This is a genomic window from Pseudomonas sp. PB3P13, assembly GCF_054897735.1.
The window spans coordinates 208,007-223,290 of sequence record NZ_CM142702.1 but is presented as its reverse complement, the minus strand read 5'-3'; the positions used below and the strand labels follow the sequence as shown (position 1 = coordinate 223,290).

At 59.2% G+C, this 15,284-nt stretch carries 13 protein-coding genes; 4 read left to right on the top strand and 9 right to left on the bottom strand.

Annotated elements, in window-relative coordinates:
• Positions 1-14: 14 nt before the first annotated feature.
• The 6 genes from ACYZT1_RS00990 to ACYZT1_RS00965 form a co-directional block, all read right to left on the bottom strand.
• Complete coding sequence (locus tag ACYZT1_RS00990; RefSeq protein ID WP_462017255.1) at positions 15-1,055, bottom strand: DUF5924 family protein; 1,041 nt, start codon at positions 1,053-1,055, stop codon at positions 15-17.
• A gap of 206 nt (positions 1,056-1,261) precedes the next feature.
• A complete protein-coding gene (locus tag ACYZT1_RS00985; protein WP_462017254.1) occupies positions 1,262-2,650 on the bottom strand; it encodes a M16 family metallopeptidase in 1,389 nt (462 codons plus the stop codon).
• A 171-nt stretch (positions 2,651-2,821) separates the two neighbouring features.
• A complete protein-coding gene (locus tag ACYZT1_RS00980; RefSeq protein WP_462017253.1) occupies positions 2,822-4,480 on the bottom strand; it encodes a Na/Pi cotransporter family protein in 1,659 nt (552 codons plus the stop codon).
• A gap of 292 nt (positions 4,481-4,772) precedes the next feature.
• A complete protein-coding gene (locus ACYZT1_RS00975) occupies positions 4,773-5,540 on the bottom strand; it encodes a TerC family protein (RefSeq protein ID WP_462017252.1) in 768 nt (255 codons plus the stop codon).
• Positions 5,541-5,625: 85 nt separating this feature from the next.
• Positions 5,626-6,933 (bottom strand): CitMHS family transporter, encoded by a 1,308-nt coding sequence (locus ACYZT1_RS00970; protein ID WP_028620358.1) that lies wholly within the window; start codon positions 6,931-6,933, stop codon positions 5,626-5,628.
• 301 nt (positions 6,934-7,234) lie between these two features.
• Positions 7,235-7,561: a DOPA 4,5-dioxygenase family protein gene (locus ACYZT1_RS00965; protein ID WP_462017251.1), complete on the bottom strand. Its 327-nt coding sequence runs from the start codon at positions 7,559-7,561 to the stop codon at positions 7,235-7,237.
• Positions 7,562-7,644: 83 nt separating this feature from the next.
• Here ACYZT1_RS00965 and ACYZT1_RS00960 point away from each other — a divergent pair, with 83 nt between their 5' ends.
• Positions 7,645-8,304, top strand: a complete 660-nt coding sequence (locus ACYZT1_RS00960) for an NAD(P)-dependent oxidoreductase (RefSeq protein ID WP_462017250.1) — start codon at positions 7,645-7,647, stop codon at positions 8,302-8,304.
• 4 nt (positions 8,305-8,308) lie between these two features.
• Here ACYZT1_RS00960 and ACYZT1_RS00955 read toward each other — a convergent pair whose 3' ends face one another.
• Entirely contained in the window at positions 8,309-9,259 is a 951-nt protein-coding gene (locus ACYZT1_RS00955; protein ID WP_462017249.1) for a choline sulfate utilization transcriptional regulator, read from the bottom strand.
• A gap of 114 nt (positions 9,260-9,373) precedes the next feature.
• Here ACYZT1_RS00955 and betC point away from each other — a divergent pair, with 114 nt between their 5' ends.
• The 3 genes from betC (at position 9,374) to ACYZT1_RS00940 (ending at position 13,484) form a co-directional block, all read left to right on the top strand.
• Positions 9,374-10,888 (top strand): choline-sulfatase, encoded by a 1,515-nt coding sequence (gene betC / locus ACYZT1_RS00950; RefSeq protein WP_462017248.1) that lies wholly within the window; start codon positions 9,374-9,376, stop codon positions 10,886-10,888.
• Between the two features lie 16 nt (positions 10,889-10,904).
• A complete protein-coding gene (gene choX / locus ACYZT1_RS00945; protein WP_462017247.1) occupies positions 10,905-11,825 on the top strand; it encodes a choline ABC transporter substrate-binding protein in 921 nt (306 codons plus the stop codon).
• A 90-nt stretch (positions 11,826-11,915) separates the two neighbouring features.
• Positions 11,916-13,484 (top strand): SulP family inorganic anion transporter, encoded by a 1,569-nt coding sequence (locus ACYZT1_RS00940; RefSeq protein ID WP_462017246.1) that lies wholly within the window; start codon positions 11,916-11,918, stop codon positions 13,482-13,484.
• Positions 13,485-13,527: 43 nt separating this feature from the next.
• On the opposite strand, the gene aroE is transcribed toward ACYZT1_RS00940, so the two are convergent.
• Together aroE and hemF are read right to left on the bottom strand one after the other, a co-directional pair.
• Positions 13,528-14,349, bottom strand: coding sequence for a shikimate dehydrogenase (gene aroE, locus ACYZT1_RS00935; RefSeq protein ID WP_462017245.1), 822 nt, complete (start codon positions 14,347-14,349; stop codon positions 13,528-13,530).
• Positions 14,350-14,362: 13 nt separating this feature from the next.
• Positions 14,363-15,277: an oxygen-dependent coproporphyrinogen oxidase gene (hemF, locus tag ACYZT1_RS00930; protein WP_462017244.1), complete on the bottom strand. Its 915-nt coding sequence runs from the start codon at positions 15,275-15,277 to the stop codon at positions 14,363-14,365.
• Positions 15,278-15,284 lie beyond the last annotated feature (7 nt).

Below are 15,284 nucleotides of genomic sequence, written 5' to 3'. Positions count from 1 at the left end.
AGCATTACGTAATATCACGAACCGCCCGACTTTTCTTTGACCGGTGTGCTGTCCGTGATCTCGAAGCGCAACACGCCGATCAGTTGGCCATCTTCGGTCAGCACGCGCACCTGCCACTTGCCCGCCGGGTTGCCGGGGAAATTCCGTTTATGGGTCCAGGCGCGATAGCCTTCCTTGCGTCCGCCGTGAATATCCAGCGCAATGCGGTCGACCTCTTTGCCGTTGAACTGCCAGACGTGATAAATCCGCTCGTCGAGGCCGCGCGGGGCGTTGATCGCCGTATAGGCGTACAAGCCGTCGCCGCTTATCTGCTCAGCGCTGACTCGGTCCAGACTCTTGCCGGGCGTGCGATCCTGCATTTGGGTGCTGATCGCCACGTCGGTCATCCACAACGTGGCCGGCGGTACCCACGAACGCAGCACCCAACCGACGCCGCCAATGCCCACGGTGATGCAGAGAATCGCCAGGGCGTTGCGCAGCGTGCGGATCGGGAAGATCGACGCCAGGCTGGGAAACGACAGCAGCACGGAGATCCCCAGTGCCAGTTTGAAGCTTTGTGAAGTGGTCAGGTGCAGGATGACGGGCAGGGCGGTGAGCAGGGCGGCAAATAGCGTCAGGGTGTGCAAGGCCAGAAACGCCCAGCGCCTCGGCGCGAGCCATTTGTAGTAGATCGGGTCGATGATGGAAATCATAGCCGCGAGGCAGAGCATGCCGGTGAAGAAAAACTGGCCGCTGTTCCAGGTGGTGGTGATGAAGAAGAACGGCAAAACGAAAAACAGGCTTTCCTGGTGGATCATTTGCGTGCCGTAACGCAGTAAAGGCTGAGGAATTTCGCGTTTGAAAATTTTTGCGAAAAGCCGGGTCATGCTGTTTTCCAGCATCAACCAGATCCAGCTGATCAGCATGATGATGGCGATCCAGGACGCCAGGCTTTGCTGGCGATCGACCAGCATGAAACTGCCGACCCCGGAAATGAATCCGCCGAGCGCAATCACGCCTGGATAGCGCTTCATCAACTCCAGAATGCGTTGTAGGTACACGGTCATTTTCTGCATTCGGCGATTCACAATAGTCGTGGGGAAAACCCTCGCCAGAGTACCGCCCGGCGAGGCGGCGTGGCGAGGAACGCGTTTATGTAGCAGCTGCCGAAGGCTGCGTCCGGGGACGAAGTCCTCGCCAACAAGACCCATATGATTTGCCTGACATACCAGGTGTCAGGGTTTACGACAGCTTCGCCGTCGGTCGCAGCCTTCGGCAGCTGCTACGGGGAAGGCCGCGCTCTTCGGTGCACACGCCAACTCAACAACACCAGCACGACCAGCCCCAACACCCCCGCAATCGCCAAAACAAACTGATCATCGCTCATCAGCGGCTTCTCGATGCGCAGATAACCCGGCTGCATGAGCAATTCGCGCATCGCCTTGTTGGACTCGGCCAGCGTCACGCTTTTGAGTTCCCTGGCAGGGTCGGCAAAACGGCCGTCCTGATAATTACCCAAGGCACTCCAGTAGTAATCGGCCAGTGCGCTGTTGCCTTGAACCGCCCAGGCTTGACGGGCGATGGCCGCCTGTTTAAGTCGTTCGAACGTCTCGGCATTCAAGCCGTCCTTGAGCAAATCGGCTTTCAACTGTTCCAGCACTTGCTCCGCTTCGGGCACGCTATCGCGTTCCAGATCAGCGTTGAGGCTCATGAAGCCAACCCCGCCAAACACTTCGCGCTCGGCCGACGGGCCGTAGGACAAGCCATGAGCCAGGCGCAGCTGGCGATAAAGCGCCCAGTCCAGATAGTCCTTGAGCAAATCGAAGGTTTGATCGTGCTGATTTTCCAGCATCGGTTCGGGCACCAGCCAATGCAGCTTGGCGCTGTCGCCGACCAGACCCTGGCTCAAGGTGCGTTCATGCGCTGCGCTGGCGTTGATTTGCGGAAGAGGCGGGTGATCGGTCGGGTCCACCGGTTCAAGTGCGCCCCAGGCCCGCTCCAGATACGCCGGAAGCAAACGCTCAAGATCGCCGACGATAATCAGGGTCATATTGTTGGGTGCATACCAGGCCGCGCGCGCAGTTTCGAGTTGCTCGCGGGTCAGGTGGTCGACTTCGGCGCGCTCGGGGCATTTCAGGCCGAGCTCCACCGCCAGTTGATTGCTGGCCGTGTGGCCGAGGTCCTGGCGATCGAGCCAGCGTTGCAGGTGCGTGTAGTGACCACCGTCTTCGCGCTCGACCACTTGTTTGGCGGCGTTGATGGCGTTGTCATCGATGCGTGTCTGGGTCAGTAAAGCGAGGAGAAGGTCGAGGACTTTGCGCTGGTTCTTCGCCGGCGCTTCGATGACGAAAGTGGTGTCGGCGTTGCTGGTGAAGGCGTTCCATTCACCGCCCAGCGCCTGCATGCGTTCTTCCAGACCGCCTTCGCCGGTGGCGTCGATGCCGCTGAACAGCAGGTGCTCAAGCAGGTGCGGCAGCTCTTTGTCGTTGCAACCGAAATCATCGATGCCAACCCCGACCACCAGGCGGATCGCTACGTGCCCGCGTTCCGTGCCGGGTTTGAGCAGCAATTGCAGGCCATTGGGCAGCGTGTAGCCTTCGACCTGAAAACGATCCAGGGCGAACGCGGGGATTGAGCCAAGCAACAGACAGGCGAGCAACAGACAACGCATAACGAGCTTCCATTACGACTGATTGGAGGTCCGTGCCGCTTTGCGCGCAGCCATCGCGAGCAGGTTCACCCCCCCAGGCGTGCGTTACACCGTAGATCCCTGAGGGAGCCAGCCTGCTGGCAATGTCTTGAACCGGAACCAAAGTTACTGACTAACCCCGCCGCCAGTCGTTCAAGGCGAATGCGTGATGTCGGCCAAATCGTCCACCACCAGCGCGCCGGTGTCGGACGTTTCCAGCACCACATAGGCGCTGCTGCAAAATAGCGAATTCAGGCGCTTCATGTCGGCTATCAATTCCAGGTGCAGCGAACTGGTCTCGATGCTTTGCACCACCTTGCGTTGCAGACGGCTGACATGTGCGTGGGCGAGGCGGCGTTCCTGCGCGCGAAAACGGCGTTTCTCGCGCAACAACTGGCGCGCGCTTTCCTTGTCCGCGCTGAGAAACACTGACAATCCCAAGCGCAGGTTGGCAATTAACTGACTGTGCAGTCCCGCCAACTCTTCCAGACCGACTTCGGAAAACGACCGTCGCTGCGAGGTTTTTTGCTGCTGCACTTTACGCAGCATGCGGTCGATCAGGTCACTGGCCAGTTTAAGGTTGATCGCCAGTTCGATGGTTTCCGCCCAGCGACGGCTGTCGTGATCGCTGAGGTCTTCGCGGGGCATTTGCGCCAAATACAGCTTGATGGCGCTGTAGAGCGATTCGACGTCATCGGTCAGACGTCGAATTTCCTGGGTCACGGCAGTCTGCTTGCCGCTTAACACATCGAGCATGGCTTGGAGCATGTTGTCGATCAGGTCACCGATGCGTAACGTTTCCCGGGCCGCGTTAGCCAGCGCCAGGCTTGGCGTGACAAGCGCCGTCGGGTCGAGATGACGGGGCTTGGCGGTGCCGTTGGTTTCCGGCCGCTGCGGCAGCAACCAGGCGCAAAGCCTGGCCATCGGCCCGACGCTGGGCAGCAGGATCAGGCAACGCGCAGTGTTGTAGAGCAGGTGAAAACCGATGACCATTTCCTGTGGACTGAAGTCCAGGCTGTCGATCCAGTGCGCCAGCGGGTCGAGTACCGGGATGATCAACAACAGGCCTATCAGCTTGTACAACAGACTGCCCAGCGCAACCTGGCGCCCGGCGGCGTTCTGCATGCTGGTGCTCATGAACGCGAGAATGCCGCTGCCGATGTTGGCTCCGATCACCAGGCCGATCGCCACCGGCAAACTGATCACGGCTGCACCGGCCAGCGTTGCGGTCAACAGGACGGCGGCGAGACTGGAGTAGGAAATCATCGCGAAGAGCGCGCCGACCAGGGCGTCGAGCAAAATGTCACCGGTCAGCGAGGCGAAAATCACTTTCACGCCTTGGGCCTGAGTGATCGGCGCCGCCGCTTCGACAATCAGTTGTAGCGCCAGAATGATCAGCCCCAGACCGATACTGACGCGGCCCATTTGCCCGAGGCGGGTCTGTTTGCGCGACAGAAAGAAAATCACCCCGAGGAAGATCAGCAGCGGCGATAACCAGGAAAGGTCGAGCGTCAGCACCCGCGCCATCAACGCGGTACCGACGTCGGCACCTAGCATGGTCGCCAGCGCCGGAGTCAGCGCCATCAGGCCCTGACCGACAAACGAGGTGACGAGCATGGCGGTTGCGTTGCTGCTCTGGACCATCGCGGTCACGATGATGCCGGCAATAAACGCCCAGCCGCGTTTGGACATGTTCTGGCCGATCACATGGCGCAGATTGGAACCGTAAACCCGCAGGATGCCGGTTCGGACGATGTGCGTGCCCCAGATCAGCAGGGCCACGGCAGACAGGAGATTGAGCAGGGTGAGCATACGGGCCCCCTGGGGTGGTAGCGTCCCAACGGGACAAGTTGAAGGTGCCGCGACGATCTACGTTGGTTTACTTAAGCTGTAGTTGGCTAACGGTCCGGGCGCCAGCATCGCATAGCTAAAGAAGTGATTGAAACAAAAGTGTCATGGAGCCAGAGCTTTGCAGCGGCACAAAACAAAGTGGGAGCGAGCCTGCTCGCGATAGGGCCATCAGATACAGCATATGCTGACTGAAGAACCGCTATCGCGAGCAGGCTCGCTCCCACAGGTTTTGCCTAACCGGCAAACATCGCGGTTACTGCCCAGGAACATCCTTGCGCAGTTTGACCGGATCCTGCTGTTTGCGTTTTTTCGCCATCGCGGTGCGCATCTTGATGTTGATTGCTTCCACCGCCAGCGAGAATGCCATCGCGAAATACACATAGCCTTTTGGCAGGTGCACTTCGAAGGATTCGGCGATCAACACGGTACCCACCAGGAGCAGGAACGACAACGCCAGCATTTTCAGCGACGGGTGCTTGTCGATGAACGCGCTGATGGTGCCAGCCGCGAGCATCATTACCAGTACCGCGACAACGATTGCAGCGACCATGACCGGTACATGGGAGACCATGCCGACCGCGGTGATCACCGAGTCCAGCGAGAAGACGATGTCGATGATCGCAATCTGGATGATGGTGTAGAGGAAGTTGCCGCCCTTGACGCTCGGCTCGTCGTGCGTTTCATCTTCGCCTTCCAGTGCGTGATACATCTCTTGCGAGCTCTTCCACAACAGGAATAGACCACCGAAGAACAGGATCAGGTCACGCCCGGAAATCCCCTGGCCGAACAGTTCGAACAGGTCGGCGGTAAGACGCATGACCCAGGTGATCGACAGCAGCAACAGGATTCGCGTGACCATGGCCAGCGCCAGGCCGAAAATTCGGGTGCGCTGCTGCATGTGCTTGGGCATGCGGCTGACCAGGATCGAAATCATGATGATGTTATCGATACCCAGGACGATTTCCAGGGCGGTCAGTGTCAAGAAGGCAACCCAGATCTCAGGGTTGGTCAGCCATTCCATGTGTATTCCTTTGAGCAATTATTAAACAACGAAGGGTCCCGACTTCAAACCACAAAGCCTGGACCCGTCGTCATGAGTCTTGGGCTTATAGAGTGCTGAACAGTGGAAAAATCCCCATCAGCAATGCGGCGACCAGTATGCACAGGCAAACCAGCACTGCCCACTTCAGCGTGAAACGCTGGTGATCGCCGAAATCGATCCCGGCCAGCGCCACCAACAGGTAAGTCGATGGTACCAGCGGGCTCAACAAGTGGACGGGCTGACCGACGATCGAGGCACGTGCCATTTCCACCGCGGTTATACCGTAATGACTGGCGGCTTCGGCAAGTACCGGTAACACGCCGTAATAAAATGCATCGTTCGACATGAAAAATGTAAACGGCATGCTCACCAATGCGGTGATGACCGCCAGATACGGACCGAGGAAGTCCGGGATCACTGCCAGCAAGCTCTTCGACATCGCGTCGACCATGCCGGTGCCGGAGAGGATGCCGGTGAAAATCCCCGCCGCGAAGATCAGGCCGACCACCGCCAGGACGCTGCCGGAGTGGGCAGCGATGCGATCCTTCTGCATTTGCAGGCAAGGGTAGTTGACGATCATCGCGATGCTGAACGCCACCATGAACAGCACCGGCAGCGGCAACAGACCGGCAACCAGGGTGCACATCAACACCAGCGTAAGGGCGGCGTTGAACCAGATCAGTTTCGGACGGCGGGCATCCGGAAATTGCGAGACGCTGATTTCGCTGTGATCGATCTCATCGCCCACCAGGTGCAGCTCGCCAAGACGCGCACGTTCGCGCATGCCGTAGAAGTAAGCGATCGCCAGAATGGCGACCACACCCGCCAGCATGGCCGGCACCATCGGCACGAAAATATCCGAAGGGTCGACGTGCAGCGCACTGGCGGCACGCGCAGTCGGGCCGCCCCACGGTGTCATGTTCATTACGCCACCGGCGAGGATGATCAGGCCGGCCATGATCCGCGGGCTCATGCCGATGCGGCTGTACAGCGGCAACATGGCGGCGACGCAGATCATGTAGGTGGTGGCGCCGTCACCGTCGAGGGAGACGACCAGCGCCAGCACGGCAGTGCCGATCGACACTTTCAGCGGGTCGCCCTTGACCAGTTTGAGGATCTTGCGCACCGCCGGGTCGAACAGACCGGAGTCGATCATCAAGGCGAAGTAGAGGATGGCGAACATCAGCATCACGCCGGTCGGCGCAAGTTTGGTGATGCCTTCGAGCATCATCGGACCGATTTTCGGCGCAAAACCGCCGAACAGCGCAAACACAATCGGGATGATGATCAGAGCGATCAGCGCGGACAGGCGCTTGGTCATGATCAGGAACATGAACGTGATGACCATGGCGAAGCCAAGGAAAGTCAGCATGGGAATACTCCAGGCGTAGCGCGGCTAGGGAATGGGCGAACCGGGTGAGGTCAGCGCAGAACGGGAAGCACGAAACGTACGGACGGAGTGACAGCGAAGCGGCGGGTTGCGAAGGACATCAGGATCACCATTGTTGTTGTTAAAAGGGCCGTGCGAGCGATAAAAAACTGGCATTGGCCACCGGTCTGTTGCCGGCAGTGAGGGCGATCCTAATCGCGCAAGCTTTCACCGACCTTTCGCCGATGAAAGCAATGACCGGAAGTACAACCGGTCGTCGGACGGGTTGTGTGGTGCTATTTGATCAAAACATCGACAGATTCAACGGCCGCACGGCCCCCATCCAGATCGCATGATCGGTGTGGTCGAGCAAATCGTTGCCGGTATCCGGGTGCAGGAAAATCACCAGGCCTTTGCGGTTGAGCGCCAGCCACGGCAACACGTCACCGATCTGCTGCGGCTCGAAAGCCAGTTGGCAGCTCCAGTCGGGATGCGGTCCCACCGGCTGCTCATGCACCCGTCCCATTTTAACCGGGAACAACTGCGCCGCCTGCTCGCACAAGGTGCGCGCCTGATCGATGGTGCCGGCATCGAAATAGACGTGAGCGTGATAGCCCTTGATCGCTTGCATCGGGTAACCCTCCAAATCTTCGAACCCTCAACGATACGCACAGGTCACACGCCATATACGCATACCAACAGGGGACCTCGGCCATGAAAAATGCAGAAACCCAAGTCGTGAAAGTGGTGCTCTATGGTGCCATGAGTAGCCTGGGCAGTGCGCTGATGGCTGAAATGCTGCGCCGTCAGCATGAAGTGATCGCGATACTCGATGACCTGACGGCACTTGCGCCGCGGCCCGGCTTGCGCGCCAAAAGCGGTGATCTGTTTGACGCCGAGCGGGTCAAGCAGAGCGTCGCGGGTTGTTCCGCAGTCGTTTGTCTGCTGGACGCTCCCGGGCTGCCGTTCAATAGCGAGCATGTGGAGAAAGTCGTTCCGGGACCGGTGGAACAGGTGTTGGCCGTGGATGCACTCATCGACGGCATGCAGGCTGCCGGCATCGCCAGATTGTTTGTAGTGGGGGACTTCGAACTGCTGGATGACCCTGAGATCGAGGACCGGCTGCAGCGTCACGCCGCCGAAGAAATTCGAGAAGCGCTGGAAAGCAGCGGTCTGCAGTGGACGCTGGTGAACGCGCCGCGCAGCGTTGCGGGGCTGACGATTGAGCATTTCAGCCACGTGAGCACCAGTCTGGAACCAGGGCTCAAGGAACAGCTCGAGCGCTTGAACCGCGTAGCGGTGGGGATTGCCGACGAGCTCCACCTCAATCTGCACGTGGGTGAGCATGTGAATTTTGTTGCGGCCTCGCCTTGAAGAGTCAAACCGCGATCGAAGGCAGCGGCAGGCCGTTCAACGATTGCGCACTGCTGGCCTGCTCGGTCATCAGCCAGTCGACGAACGTCTGGACCAGTTCTGCGCGGCGCTTGCGCTGCGGCAGGACCACGTAATAGCCCAACCGTGAGATGACCGTGTCCGCAACCGGTCGGCACAACAGACCTTGCGCCAGCAAGTTATCCACAAGGTGCCGCCAACCGATCGCCACACCTTGACCGCCAATGGCTGCCTGAATCAACAACGTGTAATTGTCGAAACGCAATTGCCCGGGCGCTGGCGCCGAAGTAATGCCCAGCTCGCGAAACACGCCACTCCAATCGAACCAGTCGCTGCTGTTCTCCCCGCGCAGGTGCAGAAGAGGCAAATCCAGCAAGGCTTGCGCGGGCAAAGGCAACGGACGGTCCTTCAATAACAGGGGGCTGCACACCGGGAATACTTCCTCACTGAACAGCCAGTGACTGACGCCCTGTTTAAAACGCCCATTACCAAACAATATGGCCACGTCGATATCGGTGCGCAGCATGTTATGGCTGCGCTCACTGGTCACCAGGCTGACGTCTACCTGAGGATGGGCTGCGTGAAAACGGTGCAGGCGGGGCATCAACCAATAAGCGGCAAATGCAAAATCGGTAGCGACTTGCAGCACTTCATGTTGGTGCTGCGCACTGATCGCATGGAGCCCGGCGTCAATACTCTGCAAACCAGACTGCACCTGCGCGAACAGAATCGTCCCGGCCTCAGTCAGCTCGATGCCGCGATAGATGCGATCGAACAATCGCGTACCGAGCTGTTCTTCAAGCCGCTTGATTTGCTGGCTGATGGCCGGTTGCGTGGTCCCGAGCTCCCTCGCCGCAGCGGTGAAACTTCGCTGCCTCGCCGCAGCTTCAAAAGCTCGAAGCAGATCCAGCGACAAATCACCCAACGCTTCATACATAAGCTGTGCTTATCCTAGTCATTGCCTGACATGGGCTTTACCACAACATGCGTGGAATCCATGCTCGATTGCAGCACTGTCGCATAAATATTCACTATGGAATGTCGCGATCACATGAAGCGCAAAAATATTCTTTTCATCATGGCCGATCAAATGGCCGCGCCAATGTTGCCGTTTTACGGCCCTTCGCCTGTCAAACTGCCTAATCTCAGCCGCCTCGCCGCCGAAGGCGTGGTGTTCGACGCCGCTTACTGCAACAGCCCGCTGTGTGCGCCGTCGCGATTCACCCTGGTCAGCGGTCAGTTGCCGAGCAAGATCGGCGCCTACGACAACGCTGCCGACTTCCCCGCCGACGTGCCAACGTATGCACATTACCTGCGTCGCCTCGGTTACCGCACCGCGCTCTCGGGCAAGATGCACTTCTGCGGCCCGGATCAGTTGCACGGTTATGAAGAACGTCTGACCAGTGATATCTACCCGGCCGACTATGGCTGGTCGGTGAACTGGGACGAGCCCGACGTGCGCCCGACCTGGTTCCACAATATGTCGTCGGTGCTGCAGGCCGGGCCATGCGTGCGCACCAATCAGCTGGATTTCGATGAAGAAGTGGTGTTCAAGGCCCGGCAATATCTGTTTGATCACATTCGCGAAGACGGTGAGCAGCCGTTTTGCCTGACGGTATCGATGACTCACCCACACGATCCGTACACCATTCCCAAGCCTTTTTGGGACATGTACAACGATGCTGATATCCCGATGCCTGCTACGCCGGACCAGGCCGACCTCGATCCGCACTCGCAGCGTCTGCTCAAGGTTTACGACTTGTGGGACAAGCCGCTGCCTGTGGACAAGATTCGCGACGCACGACGCGCCTACTTTGGTGCATGCAGTTATATCGACAGTAACGTCGGCAAACTTCTGCAAACACTCGAAGATACCGGGCTGATCAACGACACCATCATTGTCTTTTCCGGCGACCACGGCGATATGCTCGGCGAGCGTGGCCTCTGGTACAAAATGCACTGGTTCGAGATGGCCGCCCGCGTGCCGCTGCTGATCAGTGCGCCGGGACAATTTGGCGCCGGTCGTGTCAGCGCCGCAGTTTCGACGGCGGACTTGTTGCCGACATTTGTCGAACTGGCCGGTGGCTCACTGGAACCTGGCTTGCCGCTGGATGGGCGTTCGCTGGTCTCGCATCTGCAAGGGCAGGGCGGCCACGATGAAGTGTTTGGCGAGTACATGGCCGAAGGCACTATCAGCCCGCTGATGATGATTCGCCGTGGCGCTTACAAATTCATCTACAGCGAAGACGACCCTTGCCTACTCTTTGACGTGCACAACGACCCGCGCGAACAGGAAGAACTGAGTCAGTCGCCGCAACATCGGCCACTGTTCGAAGAATTTCTTGCCCAGGCCCGGGCCAAGTGGAACATCCCGGCGATCCACCAGCAGGTGCTGGCCAGCCAGCGCCGCCGGCGCTTCGTCGCCGAGGCACTGACGGTCGGCAAGCTGAAGAGCTGGGACCACCAGCCAATGGTCGACGCCAGTCAGCAGTACATGCGCAACCACATTGATCTGGACGATCTGGAGCGCAAAGCACGTTATCCACAACCCTGCCAAAACCAATAATGTTAAGGGGAAGTCCATGCAAAAGTTATCCACAGCGCTGACGATAAGCCTGCTGGCGCTCGGCAGCGCATCGGTTTATGCCGAGCAGAGCTGCGAAACGGTGAAGATGGCCGATCCTGGCTGGAGCGATATTGCGGCAACGAACGCCATCACCGGGTTTCTGCTGGACGGCATGGGCTACAAGGCCAAAGTCGACACCCTGGCCGTGCCGATTACTTTTGGCGGGCTCAAGGATGGTCAGGTGGATGTATTCCTGGGCAACTGGATGCCGGCGCAGCAGGGCTTCTACGACAAGTTTGTCGCCACGGGCGATGTCAAGCAGTTGGCGAAAAATCTGGACGGCACGCAATTCACATTGGCCGTGCCAGATTATGTCTGGGACGCAGGTGTGCATAACTTTGCCGACCTGAACAAATTCGCTGACAAGTTCGACAAGAAGATCTACGGGATAGGCTCGGGCGCGCCGGCAAACATTTCGCTGCAAGAGATCATCAAAAAGAACGACTTCAACATGGGTCAGTGGAAACTGGTCGAGTCCAGCGAGCAGGCGATGCTGGCTGAAGTGTCGCGAGCGGTGAAAAAACAGAAGTTCGTGACCTTCCTGGGCTGGACGCCCCACCCGATGAACGTGCAGTTGAAAATGCATTATCTGAAGGGCGGGGAAAAGTACTTCGGTGACACCGGCAGCGTTCATACATTGACGCGCAAAGGTTATGCACAGGCCTGTCCCAACGTCGGCAAGCTGTTAACCAACCTGAGTTTTACCCAGGAGATGGAGAACAGCATCATGGCTGAAGTGGTGAACAAGAAAGTCAGCAATGCTCAAGCGGCCAAGGCATGGATCAAGGCGAATCCGGCGGTGCTGGACAAGTGGCTGGATGGCGTGAAGACCGTTGACGGTAAAGAGGCTTTGGCGGCAGTGAAAGCCAAACTCTGATGCCTCCTATTGATCGTTCCTGCGCTTTGCGCAGTAACGATCAGCACGGGGGCCTGTTACCTTTGCGCAAACTCCAGCCCGAGAGGATCCATGGCATTACCGAGCCGCCATTCACTGTTTCCATTCCTCAGCTGGATGCCCCGGCAGACTCGCGCCAGCGTCGGTCGCGACCTGATCGTCGGCCTCAGCGGCGCAATTCTTGCGTTGCCGCAATCCATTGCCTACGCCCTGATTGCCGGTCTCCCACCTGAATACGGCTTGTACGCAGCGATCATTCCGGTACTGATTGCCTGCCTGTGGGGTTCCTCGTGGCATTTGATCTGCGGCCCCACTGCGGCCATTTCAATTGTCCTGTACGCCAGCGTCAGCCCTCTGGCCGTACCCGCGTCACAGGACTACGTCACCTTGATACTGCTTCTGACATTCCTCGCGGGCATTTTCCAGTGGCTGCTGGGCCTATTGCGTTTCGGCGCTCTGGTGAATTTTGTTTCGCATTCGGTGGTGCTCGGTTTCACCCTCGGTGCAGCGGTAGTCATTGCCGTCGGGCAAATGCCCAACCTGCTGGGGCTGGACGTGCCTAACCAGGCCACGGCGCTGGACAGTTTTTTGATGCTTTTCAAGCACCTGGGTGAGGCAGACAACCCTTCGCTGGCGCTGGGCCTGGCAACTGTGGTGGTCGGTATGACGTTGAAAATGCTGCTGCCGCGCTGGCCGACATTGTTGATCACTCTGGTGTTAAGCGCACTGTTGGTGTGGCTGTGGCCCTCGATGTTCGGCCATGTGCACCTGGTGAGCGCTTTTGTCGGGCGTTTGCCGCCGTTCAGTCCGCTGCCGCTGGACCTTGACCTGATCCTGCGCCTGCTGCCCAGTGCCGTGGCCGTCGGCATGCTCGGGCTGGTGACAAGCCTGTCAATTGCCCGCTCGCTGTCCGCGCGTTCGCAACAAATGCTCGATGCGAATCAGGAAGTCCGCGCTCAGGGATTATCGAACATTGTCGGCGCGGTGTTTTCAGGGTCGTTGTCCGCCGGTTCCTTCACCCGTTCGGGGCTTGGCTACGAAGCGGGCGCCTGCTCACCTTTGGCAGGGGTTTTTTCGGCCATGTGGGTCGCCTTGTTCGCCCTTTTCGGGGCGGGCCTGATCGCGCACATTCCGATCCCGGCCATGGCGGGCAGTATTCTGTTGATCGCCTGGGGGTTGATTGATCATCGTGGTATCCGCGCCTTGTTGCGGGTCAGTCGCGCCGAGTTCGTGGTCATGGCCCTGACCTGTATCGCCACCTTACTGCTGGAACTGCAGACGGCAATTTACGCGGGCGTGCTGGCGTCGCTGTTTTTCTATCTGAAACGCACCTCTCAGCCTCGCGTTCAGCACTGGCGCAATGGCGATGAAGATGTGCTGCGTGTCGGGGGTTCGATCTTCTTCGGCGCCAGCCATTATCTGCAGGTGCGCCTGCAGCGGATGCACGCCGCGCGCGTGGTGATCGAGGCGCAGCAGATCAATTTCATCGACTACTCGGGGGTGGAAATGCTGCATCAGGAAGCGCGGCGGTTACTCAAGCAGGACCGCAGCCTGACGTTGCGCGGGGCGAGAGCGCCGGTGATCGAAGAGCTGAGAAAACTCGAAGGCGCGCAGAAGTGCCCCATCCGGTTTGAGGATTGAATGAACCCACTTTTAGGAGCGCAGAACCGCTCGCTCCAAAAGTCTATTCGGCTAGCTGGCGGCGCAGCTGGGCCAGTACCGGCGCCGTGTCCGGGCGCACGCCGCGCCAGAGGAAGAACGCTTCTGCCGCTTGCTCGGCCAGCATTCCCAGGCCATCCATCGTCACCGCCGCACCATGCTCCGTAGCCCATCGGCAGAACGAAGTCGGCTCTTTGCCGTACATCATGTCGTAACACACCGTCTCGCCCGCCTGGATCAGGCTGCTGGCAATGGGCGGCACGTCACCGGTCAGGCTCGCGGACGTTGCGTTGATGATCAGATCGACCGGCTCCTGTAACCAATCGAAACCGCTGGCCGACACCGGCCCAAGGTCGGCGAACAACTCGGCCAGCAACTCGGCTTTTTCCACCGTGCGATTAGCGATAATCACCGAGGCAGGCCGCTTGGCCAGCAAAGGTTCCAATGCACCGCGCACCGCGCCCCCGGCTCCGAGCAATAAAATGCGTTTGCCGGTGAGACTGAAACCGGCATTGACCGTCAGGTCGCGCACCAGTCCGGCGCCATCGGTGTTGTCACCCAGTAACGAGCCATCGGCCAGTTTGCTTAGGGTATTCACGGCGCCGGCACGCTGTGCCCGTGCGGTCAGGCTGTGCGCCAGACGAAACGCTTCTTCCTTGAACGGCACCGTTACGTTCGCACCGCGACCTTCGCGGAAAAATGCCAAAGCGAAATCGGAAAAGTCTTCAAGAGGCGCAAGGGAAGTCGTGTAGTCCAGTTTCTCCCCGGTTTGCTCGGCGAACAAACGGTGAATCATGGGTGATTTGCTGTGGCCAATCGGGTTGCCGAACACAACGTAACGGTCCATCGGGATTCCTCGTTCAGGCTTCGGCCAACCAATCGCGGTCTTGCAGGAAATAGTCGGTGAGCCGTGCTTCTTCGCTGCCGGGCTCGGCTTTCCAGTCGTAGCCCCAGCGAACCTGCGGCGGCAGCGACATCAGGATCGACTCGGTACGCCCGCCCGATTGCAGGCCGAACAGCGTGCCACGGTCATAAACCAGGTTGAATTCGACATAGCGGCCGCGGCGAAACTCTTGAAACTCGCGCTGTCTGGCGGTGAACGCATCGTTCTTGCGACGCTGCACGATCGGCAGATACGCGTCGATGTAGGCGTCGCCGATGGCGCGCATGAAAGCGAAACTGGTGTCGAAGTCCCATTCGTTCAGGTCATCGAAAAACAGACCGCCGATGCCGCGCGGCTCGTGGCGATGCCTGATGTGGAAATAGCTGTCGCACCAGGCTTTATAGCGTGCATACACATCCGGGCCGAAGGACGCGCAGGCCTGCTCGGCGACTCGGTGCCAATGCACGCAGTCTTCTTCAACGCCGTAGTAAGGCGTCAGGTCAAAGCCGCCGCCGAACCACCAGACCGGTTCTTCTCCCTCTTTTTCGGCGATGAAGAAGCGTACGTTGGCGTGGGACGTCGGCACATGCGGATTGTGCGGATGAATCACCAGCGACACGCCCAGCGCTTCAAAGCCGCGCCCGGCCAGTTCTGGTCGATGAGCGCTGGCGGACGGTGGGAGACCGCTGCCAAACACGTGGGAAAAGTTGACGCCGCCCTTTTCGATCAGCGCGCCGTTTTCCAGCACGCGGGTGCGACCGCCACCGCCAGCCGGTCGGGTCCAGGCGTCTTCAACGAACTGCGTGCCGCCGTCTTCGGCCTCCAGCGCAGTGCAGATGCGGTCTTGCAGGTCGAGCAGGTAGGCTTTCACGGCCTCGGTGCGGGTCGTCATGTCATCA